Source organism: Paenibacillus sp. N3/727, from assembly GCF_022637315.1.
Lineage (GTDB): Bacteria > Bacillota > Bacilli > Paenibacillales > Paenibacillaceae > Paenibacillus_AQ > Paenibacillus_AQ uliginis.
The window spans coordinates 445,564-461,528 of the sequence record NZ_CP093336.1 but is presented as its reverse complement, the minus strand read 5'-3'; the positions used below and the strand labels follow the sequence as shown (position 1 = coordinate 461,528).

Sequence of the window (15,965 nt, the reverse complement as noted above, 5' to 3'; positions counted from 1 at the left end):
CGGCTTCTTACATACTTCTATGCTTATTTTTAATGTTTTATTGTAAACGCTTTCCTTATTTCGGTATAAGGAGATTAAAAATCAACACAATTTTAGTCATAGGTCGGCATCAGTTCAATTAGCTCCACTTCATGTGGTACGAGACTGGTATGAACGGTTAACGCCGCCTCATCCACCCTCACATATTGAACATGTCTGCGGGGACAGGAATTCGCCTTTAGGTATTGGATATCCTCCTGTGTCAGAGATTCCGGTGCCCCCATTGTTACCCAGGCATCATAGCTGCTGCCCTGGCTGCGGCTGATCGTATGGGTAATCATCTTGTAATGACCATTGGGTAGATTGCTGAGAGCTATGTCAATTTTTAATGTCCGCTCATTCTTGAATCCATTATAGCGGTGAGTTGCATCAATAAATGAAATATCACCCATAGCATAGAGCTCATCGAAGTGGCAGTAATTATAAGTCAGGACCTGATATCCCCCGCTCCCCGCAGTCACAATATACCCGTCTCCTTGAGCTATAACGGTACTCCCTAGCTTTGTTAACAGCTCATATGCGTACATCGCGGGTTTCGGGATACCATACTGTGCAATCAAACCAAGTCCACCGTGAAACAACTGTTGCGATGGAAACGTCTCCTCAATATTGTCACTAAGCACCCAATAACCGAATCCATGAACGACGTCCAGATTATCAAGCAGATTTTTCGCAATATAAGCAGCCTTGTACAACGTATCATTCGTGAGTTCGCGATGGTATCCCGTCGAATTCCATTCCGTAAGATAAATCTCGCAGCCGGATAATCCGTACTCTGCGATCAGCTTAAGCTCATCTTCCAGCTTCTCCTTTAAGAAATCCGGATTCGAAGAGATTCCGCGAAATTCTTCAAGCAACTGAAAATAGGAGTCTGTATCGTACTTCTGAGCCATATATTCCTTGTTCATCAACTTCTCAAAGCGCTCGTGCGGATAGAAGTGAAGTGGAATAAAGTCTGGCTGGCAACTATTCTTTCTGCAAAATTCAAAAAAATCCTTAACCATGGACATGGATTCCAACGTAATAATCCGTCCTGGAGCTCCAATTTGGAGTGCCTGCGATATATTTTTGACCGTCTGATAGGTTCTTAAATACAACTCATTATATTCATCGTGTGACGCTGGCCAGAATATATGGAGCTCCGGCTCGTTCCAGAATTCAAATTTCCAGCTCTTCACTTCCGCTGCCCCATACCGATTCATGCAGTGACGGATGAACCGGTCAACCAGCTCACACCACTTATCCACGGACTTGGGTGGACTGGTATAACTGGCTCTGTAGAATACCGATTTGTCTGTATCAGATGCCAGAGCGGAAGGCATAAATCCAAACTCTACAAAAGGCTTCAGCCCGATAGACAGCAAAAAATCGAACAATTGGTCCACAAACCGGAAATTATAACGGGGCTTCCCGGCTCCATCCTCATCGTAAACCATCATCCCGTCATCAAAGATGCCGTGGAACCGCAAATAACGGAACGGACTCTTCTGCTGTACATATTTCAGCTGCTGCTGCACATCTGCATGCAGCCCTTCCTTCGCTTTTCCGATGGTAATCAGATTCTTCCACGTATGCTGAACGGTTGTTCCTTGGATTGCAGTATCAATCTTATAAGCCCTAGTTTCCAAAGTCTGAACTTTCTCTACCTCCCTAGACTGGCTCCGCTCCAGAAACTGGCGTATAATGCCAAGCGCGCTGGAATGATTAAAGTTCAGATAATGAGAGGAGATATCCTCATTCTTCTTCTGGACCATATCCGGACGGTACTGCTTGCGGTATTCATGAGGCGTTATATGGTAGCGGTTCTTAAAGGCAGTGTAAAACGACTTGGCATTCGGGAACCCATGATTCAAGGCAAGATCCGCGATCGGAATCTCGTCATAGTTAAGCAGATCCTCTACTGCATTTTTCAAACGGATGCTGGTCAGATAGGATTGGAAATTCAGTCCGATATTTTCACTGAAAAATTTAGACAGATATGGAACCGAGAGAAATTCACGCTCTGCCAAAGACTGAAGCGAAATCGGGTCTTTGTAGTGTTCATCAATATAAGTAATAATACGCAGCATTCGTTCCATATACTTCTCGTTTATCGCACCGCTCGATCCGGTCGTCCGGAATTGCTTCAAGAGAATGGAGAATACGGCCAACATTCGAATCCCCATGTCCAGTTCATAAGCTTCCTCCTTCTTATTGTTCAGCTGCACCATTTCCGCGAGCAAATGGCGTATTTGATCGAGGGCTCCACGCTGCTCGGACCGTGCTGTACGAGATTCACATTTGAATAGAATATTCTCAATGCCCCTAATATTCTCTTTCAAATAGGATATGGGAATGAGAAACGTAGCAATAATGTTATTATTCAGACCAATCACTTCATGAACATGACATTGATTGATCAGAAATACATCCCCTTCAGCCAAGGTGTGCTGCTGACTCCCTACCGTAACTTCCAGTTTACCGTTCAATACAAAAATGATCTCCACACTGTTATGCCAATGGCTTGGCACATAATTGACCCTGTGCAGTGATACATCAAAAGGTAATGCGTCCCCGGTCTCCACCAGTTCGTAGATGGATGTCTTCAATTCATTTCCCTCCTTTTCTTCGTCGTGTTCAACATGCTAAATGCCACCTTAATATGATGAATTTCAGTACAATGCCCTAGCAATTATGTTAAAGTTAGATTATGTTTGTTATATTTTGGAACAAAAAACACCCTATGTCCTTTGTCTAATCTTATAAGTATGTAGACCTACCATGCAAATACCAGGGAGATAGTTTTGATTCGAGCCATAACAGCGGTAGAAGTCTACATAGATGAGAAAAGGAACCGGCGTTTTTAAATGTAGTCTTTTGGAAATCCATGGTTGAACTCCATGAAACTCATGTGCTAAAGTCTAGACAATCAGAAATGAAAGGGTGACTAAAAAGCCAATGATCTACTAATCCTGTCCTAAGAAATTGAAAACACTTCGTAGTGCGTGTTCAAAAAGGTCGGTTTTCAGCACCGAAGCATATGCTTCCGATGTGCGTTTTTTCAAAACACTTGAGTTGGATGAAGCTAGGGACTGAGGAGCGGAGCTGCACGTTTTCGTAGCAAACGTCTTCGGAAGCATCATCTGTTTTGGGTACGTGAGCACCTGAGATGTTTCCGGAGGAAACATACTTCGTAAGCATTTGCTTAGGATCGGCTGAATTCAAAATTCGATGCCGAGCCCACTTCCTGATTCACTTCGTGATCAAAAGCGGACTTTTTGAACAACCTCTAGTAACGAAGTTTTTCGGGATAGGATTCGTGCGGGCTTTTATATATATGATGGGTTGATACTTGTCGTTTCTTAGCAGAAGCAAGTGTCTTCTTTGTTCGTATAAGCCTCCTATTCCGAATGTTCGGAGTGGGAGGCTTTTTTTGTAGTATTTTAACCTAATCAAACATGAAAGGATTGATTATCCATGACAGGACCAAATCCAAGAGAAGCATATCCGATTCCTGGAAACAAAAATGTACAGTTTATTAACAATACGATCACGAAACCGGGCATCATCATTGGAGATTACTCCTACTACGATGCTTTAAACGGAGAATCCTTCGAGGAACAGGTGCTCTACCACTATGAGATGCTAGGAACCAAACTCATCATCGGCAAATTCTGCTCCATTGCACCTGAAACGCGATTCATCATGAGTGGAGGCAATCATCGTATGGATGGATCCACCTACCCGTTCAACCTGTTCGGAAACGGATGGGAAGCACATACCCCTACTCTGGAACAGCTCCCACTCAAAGGGGATACGGTGGTCGGCAATGATGTCTGGATTGGCAGACGGGCGACCATTATGCCGGGCGTACGTATTGGAGACGGCGCCATCATTGGCGCTGAAGCTGTGGTTGTAAAGGATGTTCCGCCTTACACGATTATCGGTGGCAATCCGGCTAAGGAGATACGCAAACGTTATGATCCGAATATCATTCAGGAACTGCTTGAAATCCGGTGGTGGGATGCTGATATTGAACTCATCAACCGATTCATGGGTGCGATCGTGAGCGGAGATATGGAAATGCTTAGACAAATGAAGAACGAAGGCTTCTGATTCTCACGTTAATCACAAAAAAAGTTTGATGTTTAGAGCCGGAGATTTGTTTCGAGGTCTATGCGCTATTGTCGTGTGAAAACATACCTTTCTCTTCCAACTTATTTATTACCCGCATTGGATATGGTAGATTAGAATCCATAAAACTATTAGTTTCAGGAGATGGATTCCTCATGAACCTTATCCAGCCGCTGGATGATATACAATGGCAGACACTCATACAACATACAGCCGCATACTTTAATGACCTGACAATAAAACGCGGATTTCAATATTACAAGCAGGGCCGGGTCTCTTCGCTACAGCTGCATGAATCGGGTCATATCGAAGCTATAGTGGAAGGAAGCGAAGTTTATCACGTCGACCTTATCCCGGGTTCTCTGGATGACAGCCGCTGCGCTTGTCCGGTCAGAAAGAGCTGCAAGCACATGGTAGCTGTCCTGCTGGATGCTGCAGACAAGCAGGGGCGATCCGTTCACGCGCTCGTGAACGCCCATTCAACCAATCTCATCCGGTACGGCGAGTTGACTTCCACCGAGCAAGGAGCTTCCCCGTATTCGGCCCACACCGTGAACAGACAAGCAGCCAGCTTAGCAAGCTTCAAGGGGCAAGCCAACCGACTGTCCGAAATGCCTATCTCTGATTGGCATAAGCTGTTTGGGCAATGCATCGCAGCACTGGGGGTCAACACCTTAAACTCCCTGTACTCCAGAAATGCGCTGGAAGCTATTTTTCGCATCAAACCTGACTTGAGCGGAGTCATGGATATGTTGTTCGAGCTTCATGCCCGACTATTTGTGCTCGAAAGGCTGGTGAAACAGCCGAGCCACAATACGGGCTCCAGTCTATTTATGGGCTATCACGTCCAGATTGCTGCGGATGATACCCAGAAAGACATCGAGCAGCACTTCGCATCCGGGCACTTCTCCATTCCAGTTGAAACAGAGCACTCACAGCGTGTGAGCGAAACGTTAGCTTATTTGCGTGAAAAAATGCTGACTGAAGCCCGGAACCACTCCTTCTTCTCCCATATCTATAACCAGCTTTGGGTGAACGGTATTCATTCCAATGAACGGGATACACAACTATACTCCGAAGAGTTGGACCATCTGAAAACAGCTGAGGCGGAGCTCGGGAACGCCTATTCGCGGTCTGCGGGGATGCTTGCGCAAAGCTTGATGTACTTCTTTCTCTCCGAGGATGAAAAGTCTTGGGAACTGCTTCGGTCCGCCGACAAAGGACTTTACATTCAGCCTGAGCAGCTGATCCATTTCCTTGATGTGCTCTCTCAAGATCAAGACTGGCCGCGCTTAACGGGGTGGCTCACCGAGATCGGCCCGTTGCTGGCCAGCTACCGAAACAACAATTTAGACAGCTATATGGCGTATTGGGATCAGGCCGTACAGCAGCTGCCACAAGCAGAGCAGTCCCTGTGGGACACACTGGTGGACATGCTTCCTTATTCCAAAGATATTTACCAGGAAACACTGCTTGCCCATGGCAAATGGCAGCAATGGATGGATTTTCAGCTAAGCATCGGCAAAGAGCCGCTGGAGTTTCGTGTCAGCGTACTGCAGCCAATCGAGAAGCATGCACCGGAACTGCTGCTGCCTTTTTTTCATCAGGCGGTAGAACGATACATTCTTCAGAAGAACAGAGCCAGCTATAAAGCAGCAGTCAAGCTGCTCAAGCGTTTGTCTAAGCTATACAAAAAAATGAAGCAGGAAGACCGCTGGGAAACATTCATTACCGCCTTTGCCGGACGGCATAGCCGGCTTCGCGCACTCCAGGAGGAGCTTCGGAGAGGAAAACTGATATCATGAGCCATCATACTGAAACCATCACCGTCCAGATTACGTTAAGCGCCTATGGAGATGCGCTCATATACGGTTCCACCCTAATTCAGAGCTACTTGTCCGGACAATACCTGAAGCAGCGTTTGTTTGCTTGGCACGAGGAATCTTTTTATGGAACAGAGCTGGAAGTGCAGCAAATTCAAGATGTTGAGCTGGTTCTCCTGCCTGCTGAGCAGGTCATCCCTTTCTTTGCAGAGATGAAGCCGCTGAATCATATTAAGTGGGTGTGGGGTGAGGAAAGCGCTCCATTCGTCCAGCTCGCCCCGATGCTTTACGAGTGTATCAAGGATAGAGCATTTATCCCGAACTTTAGCGCCTATCAAGACGGAAAGCTGCAATGGACCTGGGATCCGGAGTCTATCGATCAGAAAGGCCGTGCAATCCTGTCACAGCTGGGGGGCGATCCCTTGCTTAGCGAAGGGTTAGGAGCAGCCTTCTCGGCTTCTGTCTTTCAACGGTGTTACGGGACAGAAGCCGAGGCTGCCGATTTACGCCGGGAATACCCGCTACTCTTCGCCAAAGACCGTTCCGCCGCAGCCGGGATGGATACGCAATCTTGGCTCATCGCCATTGGCTGGAAAGCAGACACCGCTCCCTTCCGTCCGCTTCTCCAGCTGCTGGAGCCGGACGAAGAAGAAACGGCTTGGCGGCTGAGACTTGTCCTTCAGGACAAGCAAGACCCCGCGCTGCTCTGCCCGGTCCGGCTTGCGGAGGACGGCGAAGCTTCCGGCTCATGGCCGGAGCACTGGACGCCGCATATACACGATCGTTCCAAGGCATGGCTGGAACGTCTACGCGCCGCGCTTCCAGCGAAGATGCTGGCGGACGGCGGACAGGATATGATCGGCACCGAGCTGTCCGATGAGGCTGCGTGGCAGTTCCTGACGGTGGACAGCCATCGTCTGCTACAGACTGGCTGGCAGGTGCTGCTTCCGGCATGGTGGGAAGCTGCCACCAGAAAGCGGCCGAAGCTGCGGGCGAAGGTCCACTCTGGCGAAGGCAGCGAGCGCAGCACCGGAAGTTCGCTATTCGGGCTAGATTCACTTGTGAACTTCGATTGGCGCATCGCCATTGGCGATACCAGCCTCACGGAAGCCGAGTTCACCGACCTTGTCGCACGGAACGAACGATTAGTCCGTTTCCGTGGCAAGTGGATCGCGCTCGACCCTGCGCTGGTGGCGCAAATCCGCCAGGCCATGGCGGGAATGGATTCCTCGCAGGGCTTATCCTTTCAGGATATCCTGCACCTCCATCTGCTTGGAAGCGAGGATGCACCAGAGAACAGCGGCCAGGAACCCGAAGAGAAAGGTCCTGAGCGCATCCGGCTCGAAGTCGAGCTGAATGAGCATCTGCTGGGGCTGATCAGCCAGCTTAAACGGCAGAATGAGTGGCCGGATCTGCCTGTACCGGATGGTTTAAAGGCAGAGCTTCGGACTTACCAGCGTGAGGGTTATGCCTGGCTTGCCTTTTTACGGCGTTTCGGGCTTGGCGCCTGTCTCGCCGATGATATGGGTCTCGGCAAAACCGTACAATTCATCACGTACTTGCTTCATGTCAAAGAAACGGCTTCCGAGCAGGAAGGCAGGCTACCTTCTCTCCTGATCTGCCCTACTTCCGTTCTGGGCAACTGGCAGAAGGAATTGAGCCGTTTTGCCCCGTCAATCCGGGTCATGCTTCATTACGGAAGCAAACGATACAGCAGTGAGGAATTCCATGAGGAAGCGAGCCAGGCCGACATTGTCCTGACTTCTTATGCTACCGCTACACTGGATCAAGAGCTGCTTATAGGTTTCAAATGGGAAGCCCTCTGTCTCGATGAAGCTCAAAATATAAAAAATGCCCAGACGAAGCAGTCGGCTGCAGTCCGCAGCTTTCCGGCGAAACATCGCATCGCGCTGACCGGTACGCCGATTGAAAACCGCCTGTCCGAGCTCTGGTCGATCTATGATTTTATCAATCCGGGGTATCTAGGCAATCTACGGGCCTTTACCAACCGCTTCATTCAAGCGATTGAGAAGGATCACGACGAGCAGAAAACGGCCGATCTTCAAAAACTCGTTAAACCGTTCATGCTCCGCCGCAAGAAAAAAGATCCGGCCATCCAGCTGGATTTACCGGATAAGAACGAGATGAAAACATATATTCATCTCACTACCGAACAGGGTGCACTCTACGATCAGAGTGTGAACCAGCTCTTGGAACGTATGCAAAAGCTGGAGGGTATTGAACGGAAAGGTGCCATTCTATCGGCACTCACCCAACTGAAGCAGCTATGCGATCACCCGCAGCTGCTGACTAAAGAAGCTCTACCGGAAATATCGGGGGCCTCAGGCCGTAAATTGGATACAGAGACGCTCATTAACCGTTCTTCCAAGCTTGAACGCCTTTTATCCATGGTCAAAGAGCTTCGGGAAGAAGACGAACGTTGTCTGATCTTTACGCAGTACATTGGCATGGGCGAGATACTGCAGCAGGTGCTTCAACAAGAGCTGGACGAACCGGTCCTCTATCTGAACGGCAGCACCTCAAAGACGGCACGCGACCGTATGATTGACCAGTTCCAGTCGCGGACGCTACCGGCGAAGGAACAGCCCAGCGTATTCATCCTTTCAATCAAGGCAGGAGGCGTCGGCCTGAATCTGACCGCAGCCAATCACGTCTTCCACTTCGACCGCTGGTGGAACCCGGCTGTTGAGAATCAAGCCACCGACCGGGCATACCGGATGGGTCAGACGAAGGATGTGCAGGTTCACAAGTTCATCTCCATGGGCACGCTGGAGGAACGGATTGATGAGATGCTGGAAAGCAAGCAGCAGCTCAGCGATAACGTCATCTCCAGCAGCGAAGGCTGGATTACCGAGCTGTCGACCGATGAGCTGAAGGATCTGTTCACTCTGCGGCGGGATTGGGCATAGGTTAAGACTTCTCTTCCATCAACTGCCGCATCTTGGCTTCCGTATTCGTGTCCGGCGCAGGTGTATATACACTGCAGCGTAAATCATCATTGCCGTAGACATGTAGAGACGTAAGCTCAAATAACATCTTTCCGGCTTTGGCATGTCTGAATTCAAGATGCACTTCCGGTGCGTAACTCACCTGGCTTTGCTCCCACATCCGAGTGAAGCCGGGATGATCTCTCTTCATTTCTTCAAGAAATGATTCGTACCACTTATCTTTCACATATTGTCCGTAATACGAACGAAACATCGCCAGGAACCCGCTGGCAAACTGATCCCAGTTAACCGCCAAACGCTTAAATTCTCTGCGGGTGAACAGCAGGCGAATCATATTTCGTTCTTCCAGAGGAATGCGTTCAAAGTCCAGAAACACATGGGCCGCGGCATTATTCCACCCAACAATATTGCACATGCGATCGGAAATAATCGCCGGACAGCAGTGGAGTTCTTTAATAATTTTATGCAGGGAGGGGCTGATATGGGCCGCTTCCTGTTTGAGCGGATAGGTGCTTGTACCCGTCTCGAAGGCTAGTGAGAACAAATACTTCCGTTCATCAGCAGTTAGTTGTAGTGCGTTAGCTACACAATCAAGGACAGATGATGAAACCTGGATATCACGTCCTTGCTCCAACCAGGTGTACCACGTTGTGCTAACGCCTGCTAACTGTGCTACTTCCTCTCTTCGCAGTCCCGGTGTTCTTCTTCGAGTTCCTGCTGGCAAGCCAACAGACTCCGGGGAGATCTTGGCGCGTTGAGATTTTAAAAATACGGACAGTGCTTGAAGTCTGGCCTGTGAATTCATCGTACCCTTCCTCTCATACCGTTTTAGGATGGCAGTAATTATACTAGGATAAACGATATCTTGTAATAGGATAACATACATGACATCATAACCTTACGAATGACAAGTTATATATTCTAAGGAGGTTCATCCTATGGAAAGAGTCGTCATTACCGGTATGGGTGTGATTTCACCGCTAGGTAACGATGTAGAATCATTCTGGTCCCGATTGATTCACGGCCAGTCCGGTATTTCACATATAGAATCATTTGACACAACGAAACAAAAGGTAAAGATAGCGGGTATCGTTCGGGATTTTGATCCGATTGAACGCTTTGGTGCCAAAGAAGCACGGCGCATGGATCGTTTCTGCCAGTTCGCCTTAGCAGCGGCAGAACAAGCCTTCAACAACTCCGGTCTCAAGCTTGAGGACATCAATCGGGAGCGGATGGGCGTATATATCGGCTCCGGTATCGGAGGAATCCAGACCTTAATGAATCAAAGTGCGACTCTCGCCTCACGCGGACCTGAACGGATCAGCCCCACACTCGTTCCGATGATGATTCCTAATATGGCAGCCGCAATGGTCAGTATTAAATATGGTGCACTGGGTTCCTCATTATCACCGGTAACGGCTTGTTCCATCGGGAATACAGCGATAGGTGAAGCCCTCTTTAATATACAGGCGGGAAGGTCCGACATCATATTTGCGGGAGGAACAGAAGCTGCACTGACCGACATTTCACTCGCAAGCTTCTCCAATGCCACCGCGCTATCCACCCGAAACGATCAGCCAGAATATGCAAGCCGTCCGTTCGATGCTGAACGGGACGGGTTTGTAATGGCAGAGGGTGCTGGTATTGTCATTTTAGAATCCCTGACGCATGCACTGCGAAGAAATGCCCAAATCCTTGGTGAAGTTATTGGTTATGGGGCTAGCTCAGATGCCTATCATATGGTCGCAACTCCGGCAGACGGGCACGGAGCCGCCAGGGCAATGAAGTCGGCACTTGCAGAAGCCAAAATCTCTCCGGATGAAATTGATGTGATCAGTGCTCATGCGACGAGTACTATAATCGGGGACCGTTCGGAAACAGCAGCGATCAAACATGTATTTGGACCGGAGTCATACCGTATTCCCGTAACAGCCAACAAATCAATGACCGGTCATATGCTGGGTGCCTCCGGAGGCATAGAGGCGATTGCTCTTGTTAAATCCTTGCGGGAGGGAATCATTCCCCCTACGATCAATCTGGATACACCTGATCCGGAGTGTGACCTGGACTACGTCCCGAATCAAGCCAGAAAAGCCGATCTAAATATTGGCATCTCCAATTCCTTTGGCTTCGGAGGACATAATTCAGCTATAATTATCAAGAAGTTTGCGTTGTAAGTATAAGCTTGGCTACAACAAATTCTCGGGCCCCATTTGGGGTCCTTTTCTCTTTATCTAATATTTTTAAAAATTTTTCTCATCATTCAAACTTTTTCAAACCCCCGCACGTCTTGCCTGTGAAAGTGAAAGTTCAATTGCAATTGATCGCTGGCGCGCGCAGCAAAGGAGTGTCATATACCCATGAGAGGCCGGAAACTGGAAAAGCTTCTTATGGATTGTGTTACAGAAAATCAGGAAAGCATCTACAGGCTGGCCTACAGCTATGTAAAAAACAAAGAGGATGCACTCGATATCATACAGGACGCAATTCATAAAGCATTTCTATCCATTGATAAACTGCAAAATAAGGGTTCAATCAAGAGCTGGTTCTACAGAATTGTCGTAACAACCTCCCTTGATTTTTTAAGAAAACATAAAAATATGCATGTCATGGAGGATGAAATTTTAGAGTCTTTCATCCCCGGTCAAAATGATACTTATCCCAATCTGGATTTGGCCGAATCCGTGAATGATCTGCCTGAGAAATACCGGACAGTTATCATTCTCCGATTTTTTGAAGATATGAAAATAGAGGATATTGCAGAAGTGATTCAGGAGAACGCCAGTACTGTGAAAACGAGATTGTATCAGGCGCTGAAACGGCTGCGAATAAGTCTGGAAGAAGAACAACTAAAGGAGGTGCATCCCGTTGAATGACAGATTAAACAACATGAAAAAACAATACGAGTCCGTTCCCATCCCTGAAGAATTGGATTTGGTCGTCAAAAGAGCGATCAAGCAAAGGAAGAATCGGCGTATCAAGCTTCAATCATTAGCTGGGGGTGCAGCCGCCTCCATTCTATTATTTGCCGGAGTGAATACGAGCCCTACGTTTGCTGCAGCGATCTCGGATATACCAGTGCTCGGCAATCTTGTTAAAGTAATCACGATCAGTGAGTACACCCAAAAAGATGATTCGTCCGAGACAAACATCAAAACACCGGCTATTACCAATCTGGACAATCCGCAACTTGAAGAGGCGCTGAACAGCAAATATGCCGAAGAGAACAAAAAGCTCTATGAATCTTTCAGAGACGAAGTCGAGGAACTAGAAAAGAAAGGGAAAGCCAATATGAGCCTCGACAGTGGCTATGAGATTGTAACGGATACCGATCGACTGCTTACCTTGTCGCGTTATGTCACGACGACCGCGGCTTCTGCCGCAGAGACAAGAACCTACGACACGATCGACAAGCAGAAAAACATCGTTATTACCCTGCCAAGCCTATTTAAAGATGATTCATACATCCAGGTGATCAGTGATCAAATCAAACAACAGATGAGACAGCAAATGCAGGAGGACCAAGACAAGATCTATTGGATAGAATCGGCGGAAGATGATGATGTTATGACTCCTTTTGAAAGCATCTCAAAAGATCAGAACTTCTATATTAACGCTGACGGCAAGCTGGTCATTTCCTTCAATGAATACGATGTTGCTCCCGGGTATATGGGTGTAGTGGAGTTCGTCATTCCGACAGAAGCGCTCTCCGGTATTCTCGTTAGCCACGAATATATTAAATAATCCAATCCCAAAAATCATTATGGAGGTTTTTATCATGAAAATGTACACATCTTCCACACCACTCAAGAAAAAATTGGCTTATGCCGGCATGGCTGGTGTCATTCTGCTCAGTGGTTCCTTCGCTATGATGACAGAGGTTCATGCCCTTTCGGCCGCTAAACCTCAGGCCACGGCTGTTCAGGTTCAAAATTCACTCATAACCTTCAAAACGATAAAGTCGAGCGAACCTGCGCTTGAAGCAAGCATCCGTATCCCTGTGTTTCAGGGATTGAAAGATATCAAATACCAAGACCAGCTGAATGATATTATTGAATCCCACGCTTCCAAGGATCTGGCCAACATGGAGAAAGAAGCTAAGGAAATGGCGATTAAAGCAAAAAATGAAAACTTTACTCTGCATCCTTACACGCTGAATATCAATTATGAACTTACAGCAGACGGTAAGGGCACGCTGCCAAACCTGATCTCACTGGAAGTGATAACCGAAGTTACAACCGGCAACTCACCGGCTCAGCGTGTGGATACGTACAACTTCATGGACGAAAAAGAAGCAACTCGCGTAACTCTTGAAGATCTTTTTGGCAGCAACTACAAACAGATGATCGATTCCAAGATTAAATCGGATATAGCAGCCGATGCCGAGAAATATTTTGCTGGTAAAGATGGATTCCAGGGTATTGATTCTGAGCAATCCTTTTACGTAACTGGCGGAAAAGCCGTTGTTGTATTCCAGGAGTACAGCATCGCTCCAGGGGTCACCGGAACGCCTGAATTCACATTTGAGCTTACAGATACAGATACTACAAACCCTGTAAAGACAGTAATTGATCCAAAGTCCACATTTAAGGCGAAAAATGGCACAGTCATGATCCCGCTCGCGGATGTCCTGCGTAGTCTGCAATTCGACGTGAAATGGAACAAAAAAACGAAAACCGCTGATATTAGCAAGGGAGCGATTTGGACGTCGGTAACGGTTGGCAAGGATGCATACTCCTTTGGCAAAAAAGCTCCTCAAAAGCTTGGCGCTGCCCCTGTCTTGAAAAAAGGCCGTGTATATGTGCCGCTGAATTTCCTGACGGATATTCTTCATGCAGAAACGGTAAAAGGTGCGAACGGAGCCATTGAAGTTACCTTGAAATAATCAATTAAATATCACTCCATACGCAAAGCAACTTCAAGCCCTCTACCCTTCCTGTGCGGAAGTCATAGAGGGCTTTTCTCATTATTTGAACATATTTTTGAGAACCATCATCAGATTGGAGGGCTTTTCGGCCAGACGGCGTGTGTAGTAGGGATACCACATTGTCCCGTAAGGCGTGTAGCATCGTATGCGATAGCCCTGCCGGGCCAATTCGGCCTGGTCGTTCATACGGAGCCCGTACAGCATCTGAAACTCAAAGATGTCTTTCGAAATACCATGACGGGTCGAATACTCTTTTACCCAGTTGATGATCCGGTCGTCATGACTCGCAATGGCGGTATATATTTCCCGATCAAGATGCCGCTTGATCATTTTTTTATAGTTATCTATAATTTCGCTCATGCGCTGTGAAGCAACAGCTGCCGACTCTTTATACGCGCCCTTGACCAGACGTAGATTGACACCTGCCTTCATCATTGTTTTGACATCCTCTGCTGTCCGGAATAGATAAGCTTGAAGAACCGTGCCGACGTTGTTCAGGCCTTCGGCATGAAGCCTTAGGGTCATATCGATCGTTGCTTGGGTGAATGGCGAGTCCTCCATATCCAAACGTACGAAATTACCAAGCTCTTTCGCTCTGGCTGCAACCGCTCTCACATTGCCGTAACAAGCCTCTTGTTGGAGCGATAACCCCATCTGCGTCGGCTTCAAAGAAACGTTCGCATTTACTTTATGCTCGTCAATTCCCTCCAGCAGCCTTATGTACTGCTCCTTGTATCCCTCTGCCTCATCCAAGGATGTGATTCCTTCGCCGAGATGATCAAGGGTAACCATAATACCAAGCTGGTTCAGTCGCCTGGTTTCCTCCAGTGCTTCCGTGAGTGTATCGCCTGCAATGAATTTGCGAGCCATTTTTCTGCCGTATTTAAGGGTCATCCGTTCCACCAGCTTGCTGCCGGATACGGTCAGCATCATTTTCCGGTAAAGCTCTGTGCCGTCCATCCCGTTCCCCCTTTCCATTTGATTGATCTTAATCCTCTGTTATACGTTGTATTCTGTATTTCACGGAATATATCAGGATCTAAAAATAAGCAGAAAAATAAAAAAAAGAGATCCGAAGATCTCTAATTTTCATTGATAATATCTCTAACAATTTCAGCGGGTTGTTTATGTGTGGTATCGTACAAAAAAACTTTATTTGCAGATGAGTTATCCATTTCATTAAGTAAAAACAGTGACCGCTCTAATGAGTCAATATCCCCTCGTTTATTTAATCGTTCTATTATTGTTTCTTTATCTGCTCGCAATACTACATATTTAATATTTACGTTTAGATCTGAAATCTGTTTATAAAACCAATCCAATTCATCTTCTACTACAAAATCAATCACCACATTTAAACCATGTTTTATATAATTTCTCGTTATATCAGCAATGTTCTTCCAGGTTATTTCAAGGCGTTCGTCCCAAGTAGGCTGTGATTCTCCCTTAAACATATGCAATATGACATCACCTTCAATAAGAACACACCTGGTAACCTTTTCTGCAAGCTCTTTAGTTATTGTTGATTTGCCCACTCCGAGCGGACCAGATATGAGGTAAACGATTTGATTTTTCTCATTATTGTTCGTATCCAACATTTCATGCACCATCCAATAATGTAGTCATTTCTGATAATTCAAGATCATAGAGAGCAGATTCAGAATCAGATTCGATATCTATATAAGTTGAATTAAAGATTTCTTAGTCTAAGCATCACTACGAATGCGGAGTCTTCTTCCGATCGCTCAATGTATACACAACATACACTGGCGGATTGCGACACAGTATCGGACTTGCAACATACTGCCGGACTGAGGTTCCGTTATTTGCTTGTGAAACCCCTGAATTCCTTTGGTTGACGGATAATAGCGTATCTCCTGTCCGCATACACACCCAAAGAGTCAGAAATGGAGAAATAGTGGAACGTCAGTCCTCATACATCTGTATCTCCATAACCTGATTTTACCGCTTATTATGCTACTTTCATAGTTTGAAGACAGGCCCAAGTATAAGGATAACATGTTTCAATGCATACTCTCATATTCTAGATAACAGACAAACCATCTTAGTTAGATGCATAGAAGATTTATAGCA

The 15,965-nt window shown here is 46.9% G+C and carries 11 protein-coding genes; 7 read left to right on the top strand and 4 right to left on the bottom strand.

The window, feature by feature from the left end; genetic code table 11:
* Positions 1-92: 92 nt before the first annotated feature.
* The gene (locus MNQ98_RS02095) at positions 93-2,627 is read right to left on the bottom strand and encodes a GH39 family glycosyl hydrolase (protein ID WP_241931696.1); all 2,535 of its coding nucleotides are present in this window, start codon (positions 2,625-2,627) and stop codon (positions 93-95) included.
* An 868-nt stretch (positions 2,628-3,495) separates the two neighbouring features.
* On the opposite strand from MNQ98_RS02095, the gene vat(I) reads away from it, so the two are divergent.
* The 3 genes from vat(I) to MNQ98_RS02080 all read left to right on the top strand — a co-directional run bounded on the left by vat(I) (position 3,496) and on the right by MNQ98_RS02080 (position 8,905).
* Positions 3,496-4,134 carry a streptogramin A O-acetyltransferase Vat(I) gene (vat(I), locus tag MNQ98_RS02090; protein ID WP_241931695.1) on the top strand — a complete coding sequence of 213 codons (639 nt, stop codon included), beginning with the start codon at positions 3,496-3,498 and terminating at the stop codon, positions 4,132-4,134.
* 173 nt (positions 4,135-4,307) lie between these two features.
* Positions 4,308-5,957, top strand: coding sequence for an SWIM zinc finger family protein (locus MNQ98_RS02085; RefSeq protein ID WP_241931694.1), 1,650 nt, complete (start codon positions 4,308-4,310; stop codon positions 5,955-5,957).
* Complete coding sequence (locus MNQ98_RS02080) at positions 5,954-8,905, top strand: DEAD/DEAH box helicase (protein WP_241931693.1); 2,952 nt, start codon at positions 5,954-5,956, stop codon at positions 8,903-8,905. The genes MNQ98_RS02085 and MNQ98_RS02080 overlap by 4 nt, the downstream gene beginning before the upstream one ends.
* A gap of 1 nt (position 8,906) precedes the next feature.
* On the opposite strand, the gene MNQ98_RS02075 is transcribed toward MNQ98_RS02080, so the two are convergent.
* A complete protein-coding gene (locus MNQ98_RS02075) occupies positions 8,907-9,749 on the bottom strand; it encodes a helix-turn-helix transcriptional regulator (protein ID WP_241931692.1) in 843 nt (280 codons plus the stop codon).
* A gap of 133 nt (positions 9,750-9,882) precedes the next feature.
* Between MNQ98_RS02075 and fabF the strand changes: the two genes are divergently transcribed.
* The 4 genes from fabF to MNQ98_RS02055 all read left to right on the top strand — a co-directional run bounded on the left by fabF (position 9,883) and on the right by MNQ98_RS02055 (position 13,829).
* Positions 9,883-11,121, top strand: a complete 1,239-nt coding sequence (gene fabF, locus MNQ98_RS02070; protein WP_241931691.1) for a beta-ketoacyl-ACP synthase II — start codon at positions 9,883-9,885, stop codon at positions 11,119-11,121.
* Positions 11,122-11,304: 183 nt separating this feature from the next.
* A complete protein-coding gene (locus tag MNQ98_RS02065; protein WP_241931690.1) occupies positions 11,305-11,820 on the top strand; it encodes an RNA polymerase sigma factor SigV in 516 nt (171 codons plus the stop codon).
* Positions 11,813-12,688 carry an anti-sigma-V factor RsiV gene (gene rsiV, locus MNQ98_RS02060; protein ID WP_241931689.1) on the top strand — a complete coding sequence of 292 codons (876 nt, stop codon included), beginning with the start codon at positions 11,813-11,815 and terminating at the stop codon, positions 12,686-12,688. Before MNQ98_RS02065 ends, rsiV begins: the two co-directional genes overlap by 8 nt.
* A 34-nt stretch (positions 12,689-12,722) precedes the next feature.
* Entirely contained in the window at positions 12,723-13,829 is a 1,107-nt protein-coding gene (locus MNQ98_RS02055) for a stalk domain-containing protein (RefSeq protein WP_241931688.1), read from the top strand.
* Between the two features lie 81 nt (positions 13,830-13,910).
* On the opposite strand, the gene MNQ98_RS02050 is transcribed toward MNQ98_RS02055, so the two are convergent.
* Positions 13,911-14,831 (bottom strand): proline dehydrogenase family protein, encoded by a 921-nt coding sequence (locus MNQ98_RS02050; protein ID WP_241931687.1) that lies wholly within the window; start codon positions 14,829-14,831, stop codon positions 13,911-13,913.
* Positions 14,832-14,953: 122 nt separating this feature from the next.
* Positions 14,954-15,469 carry a P-loop nucleotide/nucleoside kinase family protein gene (locus MNQ98_RS02045; protein WP_241931686.1) on the bottom strand — a complete coding sequence of 172 codons (516 nt, stop codon included), beginning with the start codon at positions 15,467-15,469 and terminating at the stop codon, positions 14,954-14,956.
* Positions 15,470-15,965: the final 496 nt, after the last annotated feature.